General features: G+C 56.4%; 15 protein-coding genes. 9 read left to right on the top strand and 6 right to left on the bottom strand.

What is annotated here, in order from left to right; genetic code table 11:
* The first annotated feature begins 2 nt into the window (after positions 1-2).
* The 3 genes from OK412_RS09920 to OK412_RS09910 all read left to right on the top strand — a co-directional run bounded on the left by OK412_RS09920 (position 3) and on the right by OK412_RS09910 (position 3173).
* Positions 3-1046, top strand: a complete 1044-nt coding sequence (locus OK412_RS09920) for a P1 family peptidase (RefSeq protein ID WP_264353122.1) — start codon at positions 3-5, stop codon at positions 1044-1046.
* Entirely contained in the window at positions 1043-1864 is an 822-nt protein-coding gene (locus OK412_RS09915) for a M55 family metallopeptidase (protein WP_264353121.1), read from the top strand. The genes OK412_RS09920 and OK412_RS09915 overlap by 4 nt, the downstream gene beginning before the upstream one ends.
* Before the next feature lie 400 nt (positions 1865-2264).
* Entirely contained in the window at positions 2265-3173 is a 909-nt protein-coding gene (locus tag OK412_RS09910; protein WP_010245952.1) for a LysR family transcriptional regulator, read from the top strand.
* 257 nt (positions 3174-3430) lie between these two features.
* Here OK412_RS09910 and ychF read toward each other — a convergent pair whose 3' ends face one another.
* The gene (gene ychF / locus OK412_RS09905; protein WP_010245885.1) at positions 3431-4522 is read right to left on the bottom strand and encodes a redox-regulated ATPase YchF; all 1092 of its coding nucleotides are present in this window, start codon (positions 4520-4522) and stop codon (positions 3431-3433) included.
* Between the two features lie 108 nt (positions 4523-4630).
* Entirely contained in the window at positions 4631-5218 is a 588-nt protein-coding gene (pth, locus tag OK412_RS09900) for an aminoacyl-tRNA hydrolase (RefSeq protein WP_010245882.1), read from the bottom strand.
* Between the two features lie 255 nt (positions 5219-5473).
* On the opposite strand from pth, the gene ychH reads away from it, so the two are divergent.
* The gene (ychH, locus tag OK412_RS09895; RefSeq protein ID WP_010245880.1) at positions 5474-5749 is read left to right on the top strand and encodes a stress-induced protein YchH; all 276 of its coding nucleotides are present in this window, start codon (positions 5474-5476) and stop codon (positions 5747-5749) included.
* Here ychH and OK412_RS09890 read toward each other — a convergent pair.
* The 4 genes from OK412_RS09890 to lolB form a co-directional block, all read right to left on the bottom strand.
* Positions 5746-6897, bottom strand: coding sequence for a GGDEF domain-containing protein (locus OK412_RS09890; RefSeq protein WP_010245877.1), 1152 nt, complete (start codon positions 6895-6897; stop codon positions 5746-5748). The two genes, ychH and OK412_RS09890, sit on opposite strands and share 4 nt — an antisense overlap.
* Positions 6898-7111: 214 nt before the next feature.
* Positions 7112-8059, bottom strand: a complete 948-nt coding sequence (prs, locus tag OK412_RS09885) for a ribose-phosphate diphosphokinase (protein ID WP_010245874.1) — start codon at positions 8057-8059, stop codon at positions 7112-7114.
* Between the two features lie 136 nt (positions 8060-8195).
* A complete protein-coding gene (gene ispE / locus OK412_RS09880) occupies positions 8196-9053 on the bottom strand; it encodes a 4-(cytidine 5'-diphospho)-2-C-methyl-D-erythritol kinase (protein ID WP_010669983.1) in 858 nt (285 codons plus the stop codon).
* Complete coding sequence (gene lolB / locus OK412_RS09875) at positions 9050-9673, bottom strand: lipoprotein insertase outer membrane protein LolB (RefSeq protein WP_010669984.1); 624 nt, start codon at positions 9671-9673, stop codon at positions 9050-9052. Before lolB ends, ispE begins: the two co-directional genes overlap by 4 nt.
* 216 nt (positions 9674-9889) lie before the next feature.
* Here lolB and hemA point away from each other — a divergent pair, with 216 nt between their 5' ends.
* The 5 genes from hemA to sirB1 are packed head-to-tail and all read left to right on the top strand — an operon-like array spanning position 9890 to position 14331.
* Positions 9890-11146 carry a glutamyl-tRNA reductase gene (gene hemA / locus OK412_RS09870; protein ID WP_010669985.1) on the top strand — a complete coding sequence of 419 codons (1257 nt, stop codon included), beginning with the start codon at positions 9890-9892 and terminating at the stop codon, positions 11144-11146.
* Between the two features lie 42 nt (positions 11147-11188).
* Positions 11189-12271 carry a peptide chain release factor 1 gene (gene prfA, locus OK412_RS09865; protein WP_033786145.1) on the top strand — a complete coding sequence of 361 codons (1083 nt, stop codon included), beginning with the start codon at positions 11189-11191 and terminating at the stop codon, positions 12269-12271.
* Positions 12271-13104, top strand: coding sequence for a peptide chain release factor N(5)-glutamine methyltransferase (gene prmC, locus OK412_RS09860; RefSeq protein WP_264353120.1), 834 nt, complete (start codon positions 12271-12273; stop codon positions 13102-13104). Before prfA ends, prmC begins: the two co-directional genes overlap by 1 nt.
* 23 nt (positions 13105-13127) lie before the next feature.
* On the top strand, positions 13128-13520 hold the full coding sequence (locus tag OK412_RS09855) for a SirB2 family protein (RefSeq protein WP_022625782.1): 393 nt from the start codon (positions 13128-13130) through the stop codon (positions 13518-13520).
* 1 nt (position 13521) lies between these two features.
* On the top strand, positions 13522-14331 hold the full coding sequence (sirB1, locus tag OK412_RS09850) for an invasion regulator SirB1 (RefSeq protein ID WP_264353119.1): 810 nt from the start codon (positions 13522-13524) through the stop codon (positions 14329-14331).
* Positions 14332-14335: the final 4 nt, after the last annotated feature.

Raw genomic sequence — 14335 nt, 5'->3', positions numbered from 1 at the left:
CTATGGATTTCCAACAATTGCAGCGTGAACTGCTGCTGAACCGCTGGCGTGATCTGCGTCAGCTCGGGCAGCCGCGAAGCGCCTGCGGACCCACCCATCGAATCAGCGATGTTGCGGGCGTGCGTGTCGGACATTGCACGCTGAATGAAGGCGAAAAGCAGACTGGCGTAACCGCTATCGTACCGTCGGGCGGCAATCTGTTTCTCACGCCGCTGCCGTGTGGGGTGGAGGTCCTGAACGGCTTTGCGAAACCCGTCGGACTGGTTCAGATAGAGGAGCTTGGTGTGCTTCAGACGCCGATTCTGCTCGGTAACACGCTGGCGGTCGGCACGCTGTTTACCACGCTGGTGCGGGATGCCATCAGTCGTAACCCGGAACTGGGACGAACACTGCCCACGGTCAATCCGCTGGTGCTGGAGTGCAACGATGGCTGGCTGAATGATATCCAGGCGCTGGCCATCACTGAAGCGATGGCGCAGGAGGCATTGCAGACGGCCTCAGCGGACTTCGCGCGCGGCAGCGTCGGCGCGGGGCGCGGGATGAGCTGTTTCAGCCTGAAAGGGGGCATCGGAACCGCCTCGCGGGTTATTCCCTCGCTCAACGCCACGCTTGGCGTGCTGGTGCTGGCCAATTTCGGCGCACTGGAGGCATTAACGCTCGATGGCGTTCGGGCTGGCGAGATGATTGCGCCGCTGCTGGCCGGGGAGACGCCGCAGCTGGATGCCGGTTCTGTCATCATCATCATGGCGACGGATGCACCGCTGGACGCACGTCAGTTAAAGCGAATCGCGAAGCGAGCCGGTGCCGGCCTGGGACGGCTGGGCAGTTACTGGGGCCACGGCTCGGGCGACATTGCGGTGGCGTTTTCAACGCAACCTCTGCCGCAACCGCCACAGGACGACACGCTGGAGCCGCTGCTTGCTGCAGCGGCAGATGCAACTGAACAGGCTGTACTGGATGCTTTGCTGAGCGCAGAGGCTGTTACCGGCTTTCGCGGTCATCATCGCCCCTCACTGACGCAGATTCTGGATAGATTAACGACATGAAAATTTTTATCTCGGCCGACATTGAAGGCATCGCGGGTGTCATGCGCTCGGAGCAATGTACACCCGGTCACCCGGAGCATCAGCTGGCCCGTGGTCTGATGGAGCAGGAAGTGAATGCTGCGATTGAGGGGGCTTTTGCAGGCGGGGCAACGGAAGTGGTGGTGGCAGACAGCCATGCGCAGATGACCAATTTGCGTGCGGAAAATATCGATCCCCGCGCCCGGCTGGTGCAGGGAAAACCCCGTGTCCTGTCGATGGTGGAAGGGATAGAGCAGCAGACGTTCGACGGGCTGTTTCTGGTGGGATTTCACAGCGCAGCAGGTGAACCGGGCGTACTGGCGCATACCATCAACGGCCGGGCATTCTGGCGTATCCATATCAATGGTCTGGTGATGGGAGAAACCGATATTTATGCGGCCGCCGCTGCTGAGCACGGCACGCCATTGCTGCTGGTCACCGGCGACGATCAGTTACAGAGCTGGATTGCGGAACACTACTCAGCAGTCAATTACGTCTGTGTAAAACGCGCCATTTCTCATACCTGCGCGGAATCAATCAGCCCACAAGCGGCACAGCGTGCGATCGCTGCCGCAGCAAGCGCCGCACTGCAACATCCCCCTCAGGTGAGCACGAGCCGCCTGACGGCACCTTACGCTATGCGCCTTCAGGCCACTAAACCGGTGCTGGCCGATCTGTTCAGCCTGATCCCCGGCGTCACGCGCCTGGATGCCGTTACCGTGGCGTATCAGGCGGAGAATATGGAGACGTTAATCAGCTTACTCAGTGCATTCTCCTATCTGGCGAGCACACAGTCATAGCGAAATTATCCCGGGCTGCATGCAACATCAGCCCGTTAAGCCCGCCGTTCCGGTTCTGCTGAAACCGCGCTGCCAGGCACACGCCTGTAGTGCGGGCTGTGCATGCGCATCTTCCCTCTGACGAGTCAGAATCGTTGCTGGCTTAAATCCGCGCAACCCGTGCTGCTGACCAGCGCTCCTTTTACTGCACCACGGCAGCACGAACCCCGCTCCCTACAGAGACTTCAGTCAGGCCTGCCGGGTACGGACGGGGGCGAGACAGGCAGCTGAGCCTGCACCGGTTTTGCGGTACAGTTTTTGCATCAGGATAATGATTGCTCTCTCACCCTCCGCCCGGACCTGATCGTACAGCCTGTCGGAGAGGCCTTCGTTTTCGGTATTCCATCCAGGGTAAATAGTCATGCGGCTCCGCCATATAGAGGTCTTTCAGGCCATCGTACAGACCGGCAGCATCAGCGCTGCGGCGCGCTTGCTCAATGTCTCGCAGCCCAATATCAGCCGTGTGCTGAATCATGCTGAGCAGCAATTGGGATTTGCGCTGTTTGAGCGACGTATACAGGGAATGAGTGTGACGGCAGAAGGGCGACGTCTCCTGCCTGAAATAGACGATCTCTGCCAGCGCCTGCAATCAATCACCCAGCTTACCGAACAGCTGCGGCGTGGCGAAGGGCAGTTAGTTCGCGTCGGCGCGGCTCACGCTTTTGGTCAGATGGTTTTGGCGCCTGCATTGGTCACCTGGCGGCAAGAGATGGCCTCGGTCAGTGTCGAACTGGTCACCGAGCACTTTAGTACCTTATGCCAGATGATTCTGGATAATCAGCTCGATTTCGCGCTGGTTTTTGGTCAGCAGGTCGATGCGGATCTTCTGGCTGAACCTCTGTTTCAGTCTTCGATGGTCGCGCTGTTACCGCTCAATCACCCCCGTAATGAGCCCGTTACGCTTGCGTGGTTATGCAACAATAATTTACTGATGATGCAGGCTCAGGATCCGCTTGGACGCGTACTTCACCGAGCGCTGCGCGATAAAAAACTGAATCCCGCCGTGTCGTTGTCGATTAAAACCTATTCGGTCATTGCGGATATGGTCCTGGCAGGCGGCGGCACGGGCGTCGTGGATCTCTTCACCGCCTGTCGCTATGCCGAACAGCTAAAGCTGCTACCCATAGCGCAACCCCTGCCGTTTGAAGTGATGCTGATCAGCCGCCGTGACCAGCCACAGTCGCAGTCCACTCTGCAACTTAAGCAGGTCATCCGTAACAGACTGTGGGAGATCGCCCGGCAGTGCGAAGCGCAGTTTATTCGGGGCTGAATAAGTGCCGCTTTCAGGTGAAGAGCAGGGGAAAAGGGGGGCTCAGGCAGCATCAGATTCGTTCGCTGACTTTTGCACCAGAAAGAGCGGAGCTCGAGCAATAAACCTTTTTAAGGTAATGATGGCGGCATTGTTGAAATGTGCTGACAGAGACTATTGAGACGGCGTTGAAATGAAAAATCCACGCAATGGCGTGGATTTTATGATTTTTGAGCTTCATGAGATTCAGTAAGACCCCATGAGACAACAATCTTTAATCAGACGTTGAACAGGAAGTTCATCACATCGCCATCTTTCACGATGTACTCTTTACCTTCTGAACGCATCTTGCCGGCTTCTTTAGCACCTTGCTCGCCTTTATAAGCGATGAAATCTTCAAACGCGATGGTCTGGGCGCGGATAAAGCCTTTCTCGAAGTCAGTGTGGATTTTACCGGCTGCCTGTGGAGCTGTCGCGCCAACCGGGATGGTCCAGGCACGTACTTCTTTCACGCCAGCGGTGAAGTAGGTCTGCAGGTTCAGCAGGGAGTAACCAGCGCGGATAACGCGGTTCAGGCCTGGCTCTTCCAGTCCCAGCTCTGCCATGAACTCGTCACGGTCTTCATCTTCCAGCTCGGCGATATCCGACTCAACGGCGGCGCACACTGGCACCACGACTGAACCTTCCGCTTCGGCGATAGCGCGCACCTGATCCAGGTACGGGTTGTTCTCGAAACCATCTTCATTGACGTTAGCAATGTACATGGTGGGTTTCAGAGTCAGGAAGCTCAGATAGCGGATTGCCGCTTTGTCGTCCTCATCCAGATTCAGTGAACGCAGCATGCCCGCTTCAGAAAGATGCGGCAGGCACTTCTCCAGCGCAGCCAGCTCAGCCTTAGCATCTTTGTCGCCACCTTTGGCTTTCTTCTGCACACGCTGAATCGCACGTTCACAGGTCTCAAGATCGGACAGCGCCAGCTCAGTGTTGATCACGTCAATATCTTCAGCCGGGTTAACTTTGCCCGCCACGTGGATGATGTTGTCGTTTTCAAAGCAGCGCACTACGTGACCAATCGCTTCGGTTTCGCGGATGTTGGTCAGGAACTGGTTGCCCAGACCTTCACCTTTCGACGCGCCTTTTACCAGACCGGCGATATCGACGAATTCCATGGTAGTCGGCACCACGCGCTGCGGCTTAACAATCTCAGAAAGCTGGTCGAGACGCAGGTCAGGCATCGGCACCACGCCCGTGTTAGGCTCAATGGTGCAGAAGGGGAAGTTAGCCGCTTCGATGCCCGCTTTAGTCAGCGCGTTAAACAGAGTGGATTTACCGACGTTCGGCAGGCCCACGATACCGCATTTGAATCCCATGGTTTGATACCCTTTATAACTGGATGGACAGCGTGCCAGAAGGCGGACTGTCGGAGACGAATTGAAAAATTTCGCGCATTATACACGGAATCACGACGATTCGGGCGTTTAAGCAGGCTTGAAGGCGTGCAGCCGGTTCATCGCCTTGATACGATCCTCTTTCAGCCACAGTTCGGTACAGCGCGCCGCCTCATCAATGGCATCATCAATCAGCTTCTGTTCACTGGCGGGCGGCTTGCCCAGCACAAATCCGGTCACCTTGTTGCGATCGCCGGGATGCCCGATACCGATGCGCAGCCGATGGAAATTGTTGTTGTTGCCCAGTTTGCTGATGATATCTTTCAGCCCGTTATGGCCGCCATGCCCGCCGCCCTGCTTGAACTTCGCCACGCCGGGTGGCAGATCGAGTTCATCATGTGCCACCAGGATCTCTTCTGGCGCGATGCGATAAAAGGTCGCCATCGCCGCCACGGCTTTCCCGCTCAGGTTCATAAAGGTGGTCGGCACCAGCAGGCGCACATCCTCTCCGGCTATCGCCAGGCGCGCGGTATAGCCATAGAATTTGCCTTCCTCTTTCAGTGACTGATTGTGGCGTTCAGCCAGTAAATCCAGATACCAGGCACCCGCATTGTGGCGCGTGGCGGCATATTCAGCGCCTGGATTGGCAAGGCCCACAATCAGTTTAATGCTGCTCACAATGATTATCCTGCTGTTATCGCGAAAGGGCGTTAGTTTACTTCGCCACGGGCGAGATGACAAAGTACAAGCAGCGAAATGGTTCATGACGGTGATTAATCATTTTCCATCGAAATCAACAGGCTGCAATCAGGGCCAGTTAATTATTTATGGCTGATGTGTGATCCACTCCGCAACGTTATCTTCACCCATTGCCTAAGCTTATGGCACTTAACATTGTGTGCGGTTATTGACTCATATGGATGGAGGTGCAGCATGAAACATCAACACTGCCGCGTAGCGGGTAACAGCTTGATGGTACTGGGATTAGTCACAATGGTGCTGGGCGTGGGTTTCTCAATTATGAACCAGCTTCCCTCGCTTGATCTGCCAGATGCGCTGGCGCAGGGCGCAATCTTAGGCATCTTTGTTGGTGCAATGATGTGGCTGGTCGGGGCGGGTCTGAGTGGTCGTGAAAAGGTTGAAGATCGTTATTACTGGCATCGTCACTATGACAAACGTTGTCGCCGGTCGCACAATTCTCACCATTAACTGATGCCAGCAGTGACCGGATGCTGCGCGATGCGGTTCCGGCCGCTGGCCTTGGCGTGATAGAGCGCTTTATCCGCCAGTGCGAGTAAATCGTCAAAACCCTGCTGCTGATGTGTGACCGTTGCAAACCCAATGCTGACCGAATAGGCAATTGAATTGGGTTGTGACGCACAGACCTCCCGCCGAATCGTCTCGCACCAGGCCTCTGCCTCTGTTGCCGCAGCCGGAATTATTGCGGCAAACTCCTCTCCACCCAGTCGCGCAAAACGCCCCTCAGCCGGTATCAATCCTCTGACAATGTCGCAAAAGTGAATCAATATCTGGTCGCCCTGTTGATGGCCATACCGATCGTTAATGCTCTTAAAATGATCCAGATCGAACAGAATCGCGCTAAACGGCCGGTTCTGACGACGGCATCGCACCACAATCTTCTCTGCTTCATTAAATAAAGCCCGACGATTCCAGACGCTGGTCAGAGGATCGTGCATCGAGGCATGTTTTAAGACTGACTGCATCCGTTCATTCACCATGGCCAGGATAGTAAATGTCAGACCAATGACAAACAGAATCGATTCCAGGATGACGTAAATCGAGAAGTTTGATCCGCCAATGGCGCCAGGCAGCGTGCTGGGAATAGCGCTGTCCAGAAACAGGCGAGCCAGATGAAACAGCAGATGGATCCACAGCAGCAACTGCGCAGGCCAGAAGGTCACCTTTAGCGTGGCACGCGCCAGCCAGACCAACTGGATCAGTGCGGCGGTATAGGCGATGCAGGCGATGCAGAGCACCAGCACCCGTTTGGGTAAGCTGTAATAGAACGCCGGGAAACAGCAGAGGAGTGCCCAGAGCAGGGCGCCCAATAGCCAGTGAGTGCCGATGGGCTTGCCGCAGAAGCGCCGGAACGCATTTAACAATCCGCCGTAAGCCAGCATCACTAAAACGTTACCCACTGCAACGGGCAGGAAATGCAGGCCACTGCTGCGCAGGCTACTTAAGAATACCGCAATCAGGGTAAAAACCAGCGACAGGCAGGTGAAGCCGAGAACGCGATCATACTGCGATCCGATCCAGGCAAAAAACATGATGATGCTCAGAAACCCCAGCACATAAAGCTCGCAGACAAATAACGTATAGATATCCAGGCTCATGGCGGTCAGGGTTCTTATGAAAAGTGCGCTGCAAATTACCACTTAACGGCACAGGGCAGAAGCGGGGAACGCGGCGTTTTATCAAAAGAGTGGGTGGCGTTGAAAATAGTCGATTTTGGGGAAATTTATCGCGAAAATATCAGAAAAAGAAGCGCGTTAATCGGGCGCCCGGCAGGCATAAAAAAACCGGGCACAGGGCCCGGTTCCGCGAAGATTAATGCTCGAACATTGCCGAGATTGACTCTTCGTTACTGATGCGGCGAATGGCTTCGGCCAGCATGCCAGATAAGGTCAGCGTGCGCACATTCGGCAGTGACTTAATCTCCTGAGAGAGTGGGATGGTATCGCAGACGATCACCTGGTCGAGCACAGATTTACGCAGGTTTTCAACCGCATTGCCGGAGAAGATCGGGTGGGTCGCGTAAGCAAATACGCGTTTAGCACCACGCTCTTTCAGCGCTTCAGCCGCTTTGCACAGCGTGCCGCCGGTGTCGATCATGTCGTCGACCAGCACGCAGTCGCGGCCAGCAACGTCACCAATGATGTGCATCACCTGAGAAACGTTCGCGCGAGGGCGGCGTTTATCGATGATGGCCATATCGGTGTCGTTCAGCAGTTTAGCGATAGCACGGGCACGTACTACGCCACCAATATCGGGAGAAACAACAATCGGGTTTTCCAGACCGATCTGCATCATATCTTCCAGCAGGATCGGACTGCCAAATACGTTATCAACCGGGACGTCGAAGAAGCCCTGGATCTGCTCGGCGTGCAGGTCAACCGTCAGAACACGGTCAACACCGACGCTGGAAAGGAAGTCTGCCACTACTTTAGCGGTGATAGGTACACGCGCGGAACGCACGCGGCGATCCTGACGGGCATAACCAAAGTAGGGGATGACTGCGGTAATACGACCAGCAGAAGCACGACGCAGCGCGTCGACCATCACAACCAGTTCCATCAGATTATCGTTGGTGGGGGCACAGGTGGACTGGATGATGAAAATATCACCACCGCGTACATTTTCGTTGATCTGTACGCTCACTTCACCATCACTGAAACGTCCTACAGCGGCGTCTCCCAGGCTGGTGTAAAGGCGGTTGGCAATACGTTGTGCTAGTTCCGGGGTGGCGTTACCAGCAAATAGCTTCATATCAGGCACGAGAAGAACCTCAGGCTTTGCGTCCAGAGAATGAACGGCATGACTGTAACCGGCGCGTACGGTCATGTGCGTTCACACGGGTGTGTTGATGCGAAACGTGCAGTGTCCGGAACGTGGTGACACTGTCACGCATTCGCTAATCGCCTCGCAGGGTACGCTGTAGCGGCGAAACATTTACGCCCCGGGCTACAAATGCGCGTACCCCATTCGGGGCAAGCTCCAGCACCTGGCGGGCAGCAGACTCGGTGTCGAATTCAGCAAACACACAAGCGCCCGTGCCAGTCAGGCGTGACGGCGCGTATTCTAGCAGCCAGGAAACAAGCTCATCAACCTCACGAAAACGTTTTCTTACCACTGCTTCACAATCATTGGTGAAGGGTGATGCTAAAAGCGTCGATAAACTGCGCGATGGAGTATCTCGCGTCAGTTCGGGGTCGTTGAATACTACTGGGGTGCTGATATTCACGCCGGGATGGGCGACAAGATACCACTTTTCTTCCGGCTCTGCGGGATGAAGTTGTTCACCCACCCCCTGGGCGAAGGCCGCGAAGCCCTGGACAAACACCGGCACATCCGCGCCCAGCTTCACGCCCATCGCCGCCAGCTCATCCGGCGTGAAGCCGGTTTGCCACAGATGATTCAGCGCCACCAGTACGGTTGCCGCATCAGAGGAGCCGCCACCGAGACCGCCACCCATGGGCAGATTTTTCTCAACGGCAATCTGCGCGCCCGCGTGAGCGGACAGGCGATTGTTATCCTGCGCCGCCTGTTTCAGCATGTTTGCGGCGCGGACAATCAGGTTATCCGCATCCGCAACGCCTGCCACGGGCGTTAACAGTGTAATCGAGCCGCTTTGATCGACAGTAATCTGCAGCTGGTCACCGTAATCAAGAAACTGAAACAGCGTCTGCAGGTTGTGATAGCCGTCGGGACGACGGCCGGTGATGTAGAGAAAAAGATTCAGTTTTGCCGGGGCAGGCCAGTGGGTGATCATTGAACGGTCCAGCCGTCCATACGCAGTTTAATCCGCTGGTCACCCTCTTTCAGCTCCAGGCTCGAAGGCAGCGGCGGGGTGACTTTGCTGTCGTAGCCCGCAATAGAGACCTGCCAGTTCTGACCGTCGCGGCTGTAGTTCAGGCTGCTCAGCTGATAGCTCTCGTTGAGCTGATAGTCGGTGGCATCGCCTGGCAGACCCATCATCCACTGGCGCAGATTCGCCAGCGGAATGTTCATGCCGGTCAGCTGCGAAATCATTTTCTGCGCATCGTTGCTGACGTAACGCTTGCCTTTGTTATCGACGATCTGTACCACCGAGCCCTGCGCATCCAGCTGCAGTTCGGTGCTGCCCAGCGGATTGGTCAGCAGCAGGCGATAGCGATCGGGCGCGGTCTGCTGCCAGTTGAAGCGGGCATAGACTTTCTGCTTGTCAGAAAGATAGGCAAAGGCGCCGCGGGTCTGATAGTGCGTGACCTTTGAGACCGCCTGCTGATGCTGTTGCCACTGTGGCGCGGTAACGCTGGGGCCCGGGCCTTGCGGTTTGTTGACGCTACAGGCTGCCAGCAGCACGCTGGCAAGGGGCAAAAGGCGCAACAGATTGCGTGGTGAATTAAGCATCAAGTGGTCATCTCCTCGGACACATTTATTATTCGTAACGGATAACGCTAACCGTCCCGGTTTTAACCGTCAATGCTGTTATGCAGCAAATTGAGCACGATCGGGTTAATCTTATTACAGTCATAGCCTTTGTATGGCTTTTCTTGATCTGCCGCATCTTGTAGAATGCGCCTCACAAAACCCTGACATTATTGGGACATCCCAACCAAAACCGCTATGACGCTGCTCGCTCTCGGAATCAATCACAAGACAGCCCCCATTGCTCTGCGCGAACGCGTCTCGTTCGGGCCGGAGACGCTTGAGCAGGCGTTAAACAGCCTGTTATCACAGCCAATGGTGCAGAGCGGCGTGGTGTTGTCCACCTGTAACCGGACTGAACTCTACCTGAGTGTAGAGCAGCAGGCCGACTTACAGGCGCGTCTGGTGAGCTGGTTATGCAATTATCATCAGCTGGATGAAGAGGATGTGCGAAACAGCCTCTACTGGCATCAGGATAACGAGGCGGTCAGCCACCTGATGCGCGTTGCCAGCGGACTCGACTCACTGGTGCTGGGCGAACCGCAAATCCTCGGTCAGGTCAAAAAAGCCTTTGCCGACTCCTCACGCGGTCAGGCGCTGAGCAGTGAACTGGAACGCATGTTCCAGAAAACCTTCTCGGTTGCCAAACGCGTGCGTACGGAAACCGATATCGGTGCCAACGCGGTGTCGGTGGCGTTTGCTGCCTGTACGCTGGCCCGTCAGATCTTCGAATCGCTCTCCTCCGTCAATGTCTTACTGGTTGGCGCAGGTGAGACCATTGAGCTGGTGGCGCGTCATCTGCGTGAACATCAGGTCAAAAATCTGATCATCGCCAACCGTACCCGCGAACGCGCCGAAACGCTGGCGTCGGAAGTGGGTGCAGAGGTGATCACCCTGGCGGAGATCGACGCCCGTCTGGCAGAAGCCGACATTATTATCTCGTCAACCTCCAGTCCGCTACCGATTATCGGTAAGGGGATGATGGAGCGCGCGCTGAAAGCACGACGTAACAAACCAATGCTGCTGGTCGATATTGCGGTTCCGCGCGACGTAGAGCCGGAAGTGGGCGACCTGCCTAACGCCTATCTCTACAGCGTGGATGACCTGCAGGCGATCATCGAGCAGAACCTGGCGCAGCGCAAAGCGGCCGCGGTTCAGGCCGAAAGCATCGTGGTTCAGGAAAGCAGCGAATTCATGGCGTGGCTGCGCTCACAGGGCGCGGTGAATACGATTCGTGAATATCGTTCTCAGGCGGAAGAGATCCGCGCTGAGCTGGAAGGCCGTGCGCTGCAGGCGCTGCAGCAGGGTGCCGATCCGCAGAAAGTCATGCAGGAACTGGCGCACAAGCTGACCAACCGTTTAATACACGCTCCAACTAAATCACTTCAGCAGGCCGCCCGCGACGGCGATAATGAACGCCTGCAGATTTTACGCGACAGCCTGGGTCTCGATTAGGCACACCGCTGTCGCCACCTGTTACGGGAATCCCACATTTAAATGAAAACCTCTATAGTTGCCAAACTGGAAGCCCTGCAGGAGCGCCACGAAGAAGTGGAAGCGATGCTGGGCGATGCAGGCGTGATCGCCGATCAGGAGCGTTTCCGTGCGCTGTCACGCGAATATGCTCAGCTGACCGATGTGACCCGTTGCTTCCGCGACTGGCAGCAGGTGCAGGAAGATATCCAAACCGCGCAGCAGATGCTCGACGATCCTGAAATGCGTGACATGGCTCAGGAAGAGTTGCAGGAAGCGCGTGAGAAGAGTGACGTGCTGGAGCAGCAGTTGCAGGTTCTGTTGCTGCCGAAAGATCCCGACGATGAGCGCGCCTGTTTTATCGAAGTGCGCGCCGGAACCGGCGGCGATGAAGCGGCGATTTTCGCCGGCGATCTCTTCCGCATGTACAGCCGCTATGCCGAAGCGCGTCGCTGGCGCGTGGAGATCATCAGCGCCAACGAAGGCGAGCATGGCGGTTACAAAGAAGTGATTGCCCGCGTCACCGGCGAAGGTGCCTATGGACGCCTGAAGTTTGAGTCAGGCGGCCATCGCGTGCAGCGCGTGCCGGAGACCGAATCCCAGGGCCGCATTCATACCTCAGCCTGTACCGTTGCCGTGATGCCGGAAATCCCGGAAGCGGAACTGCCGGAAATCAATGCGGGCGATCTGAAGATCGATACTTTCCGCTCATCCGGCGCAGGCGGTCAGCACGTTAACACCACCGACTCCGCTATTCGTATTACCCACCTGCCAACCGGTATCGTGGTGGAGTGTCAGGACGAACGTTCACAGCATAAAAACAAAGCCAAAGCGCTGGCGGTGCTGGGCTCGCGTATTCACGCTGCAGAGATGGCCCGCCGTCACGCCGCCGAAGCCAGTACCCGACGCAACCTGCTGGGCAGCGGCGATCGTTCTGACCGTAACCGCACCTACAACTTCCCGCAGGGCCGCGTGACCGATCACCGGATCAACCTGACCATCTACCGTCTGGATGAAGTGATGGAAGGGAAACTCGACAGCCTGATTGAACCGATTGTTCAGGAGTACCAGGCCGATCAGCTGGCGGCGCTGGCTGGTCAGGATTAATGGATATTCGTCACTGGCTGAAACAGGCGATCGCCACGCTGTGCGGTGGTGACAGTCCGAAGCGTGACGCAGAGATCCTGTTAGGTTTTGTGACCGGCAAATCACGCAGCTGGTTAATCGCCTTTGATGAAACGGTGCTCAGCGAAGAACAGCTGACGCAGCTGGATAGCCTGCTGGCGCGTCGCGCCCGCGGTGAGCCGGTGGCGCATCTGGTGGGCGAACGCGAATTCTGGTCGCTGCCATTGCGCGTCAATGACGCCACGCTGATCCCGCGCCCGGATACCGAACTGCTGGTTGAACAGGCGCTGGCACATCTGCCCGCGACACCGGCAACCATTCTGGACATGGGCACCGGCACCGGAGCGATTGCGCTGGCGCTGGCCAGCGAGCGTCCCGATTGTCAGGTGACCGGCGTGGATCGCATTGAAGCCGCCGTTGAGCTGGCGAACAGTAATGCGCAGCAGCTCAGCCTCACCAATACCACCTTTCTGCTCAGTCACTGGTTCCAGGCGCTGACGCCACAGCGCTTTACCCTCATTGTCAGCAACCCACCCTATATAGATGCCAGCGATGTTCATCTGGAGCAGGGTGACGTGCGTTTTGAACCGCGCAGCGCGCTGGTGGCGGATGAAGCGGGACTGGCGGATCTGCGTACGCTGATCGAGCAGGCACCCACGTGGCTGCTGCCGGGTGGCTGGCTGCTGCTGGAACATGGCTGGCAGCAGGGCGAGGCGGTCGCCACGCTGATGCGGCAAAAAGGCTATCACGCCGTGGAAACCGTCGACGATTACGGTGGCAATCCGCGTGTGACCTTAGGCCAGTTCCCTTCATAAAAGCGCTTTGAAAAGGATTCATGATGTTCGCCTTTTATCCCCTGATTAAAAATCTGCACATCTTAACGGTGGTGCTTACCGTGACGCTGTTCCTGCTGCGGTTTTACTGGCTGCGCCGTGGATCGGCAATGATGACGAAACGCTGGGTGCGCATCCTGCCGCACGCTAACGACACCCTGTTACTGGTGACCGGCGTCTCGCTGGTGATGATTACCCACTTCTATCCCTTTACACCGCAAGGAAGCTGGCTGACGGAGAAGCTTTTAGCGGTTATCATCTACATCGCCTTAGGATTTGTGGCATTGAGTCGCCGTCCACGCACTGATCGCACCCGCTGGATCGCTTTTCTGGTAGCGTTAATCGCCCTGGTGGCCATCATTAAGCTGGCGCTGACCAAAATGCCGTTATGGGGATAGCATGACCTCGACCGAACAATTAGATTTCAGCCAGACACCGCTGTGTGAAGCGGTGATTGGTGCCACGCTTGCCATCCGCGCCGATTTCCCGGCGTTGTCGGTGGAAGTACAACTTGCGGCGTTAGTCGCCGAAGCACGTGACTATGTCAGCCATACTGAAGATGCTGACATGCAGCTCGAAAAGCTGCTGGAACTGTTCTATCGCCAGTGGGGATTTTGCGGTGCCAGTGGCGTCTACAATCTTTCTGATGCCCTCTGGATCGACAATGTGCTGAAGACCCGTCGTGGCACGGCGGTGTCACTGGGCGTTATCCTGCTGCACATCGCCGCCGAGCTGGAACTGCCGTTGATGCCGGTGATCTTCCCGACGCAGCTGATTCTGCGCGCCGACTGGATTGATGGCGATAAGTGGATGATCAACCCGTTTAATGGCGAAACGCTTGACCGGCACACGCTGGAAGTGTGGCTCAAAGGCAATATCAGCCCGACAGCGCGTCTGTATGACGACGATCTCGACGAAGCCAAAACCGTCACCGTGATGCGCAAGATGCTCGACACGCTGAAAGCGGCGTTGATGGAAGAGAAGAAGATGGAGCTGGCGCTGAACGTCAGTCAGGTGCTGTTGCGTATCGATCCTGACGATCCCTACGAAATCCGCGATCGCGGTTTGATCTATGCGCAGCTGGAGTGCGAACATATCGCCCTGAATGATTTAACCTACTTCGTTGAGCAGTGTCCTGAAGACCCGGTCAGCGAAATGATCAAAGTTCAGATTCACGCAATCGAACAAAAACAGGTCACGCTGCACTAAGCGG

This window comes from Pantoea sp. JV6 (assembly GCF_025910055.1).
GTDB lineage: Bacteria > Pseudomonadota > Gammaproteobacteria > Enterobacterales > Enterobacteriaceae > Pantoea > Pantoea agglomerans.
Note: the sequence above shows the minus strand (reverse complement) of the source record. Positions and strands in the feature narration are given on the sequence as shown.

Excerpts from the sequence above, each read along its gene's own strand:
- OK412_RS09920 (WP_264353122.1), top strand. The coding sequence starts at position 3 with ATGGATTTCCAACAATTGCAGCGTGAACTGCTGCTGAACCGCTGGCGT.
- OK412_RS09915 (WP_264353121.1), top strand. The coding sequence starts at position 1,043 with ATGAAAATTTTTATCTCGGCCGACATTGAAGGCATCGCGGGTGTCATG.
- OK412_RS09910 (WP_010245952.1), top strand. The coding sequence starts at position 2,265 with ATGCGGCTCCGCCATATAGAGGTCTTTCAGGCCATCGTACAGACCGGC.
- ychF (WP_010245885.1), bottom strand. The coding sequence starts at position 4,522 with ATGGGATTCAAATGCGGTATCGTGGGCCTGCCGAACGTCGGTAAATCC.
- ychH (WP_010245880.1), top strand. The coding sequence starts at position 5,474 with ATGAAACATCAACACTGCCGCGTAGCGGGTAACAGCTTGATGGTACTG.
- OK412_RS09890 (WP_010245877.1), bottom strand. The coding sequence starts at position 6,897 with ATGAGCCTGGATATCTATACGTTATTTGTCTGCGAGCTTTATGTGCTG.
- ispE (WP_010669983.1), bottom strand. The coding sequence starts at position 9,053 with ATGATCACCCACTGGCCTGCCCCGGCAAAACTGAATCTTTTTCTCTAC.
- lolB (WP_010669984.1), bottom strand. The coding sequence starts at position 9,673 with ATGCTTAATTCACCACGCAATCTGTTGCGCCTTTTGCCCCTTGCCAGC.
- hemA (WP_010669985.1), top strand. The coding sequence starts at position 9,890 with ATGACGCTGCTCGCTCTCGGAATCAATCACAAGACAGCCCCCATTGCT.
- prfA (WP_033786145.1), top strand. The coding sequence starts at position 11,189 with ATGAAAACCTCTATAGTTGCCAAACTGGAAGCCCTGCAGGAGCGCCAC.
- prmC (WP_264353120.1), top strand. The coding sequence starts at position 12,271 with ATGGATATTCGTCACTGGCTGAAACAGGCGATCGCCACGCTGTGCGGT.
- OK412_RS09855 (WP_022625782.1), top strand. The coding sequence starts at position 13,128 with ATGTTCGCCTTTTATCCCCTGATTAAAAATCTGCACATCTTAACGGTG.
- sirB1 (WP_264353119.1), top strand. The coding sequence starts at position 13,522 with ATGACCTCGACCGAACAATTAGATTTCAGCCAGACACCGCTGTGTGAA.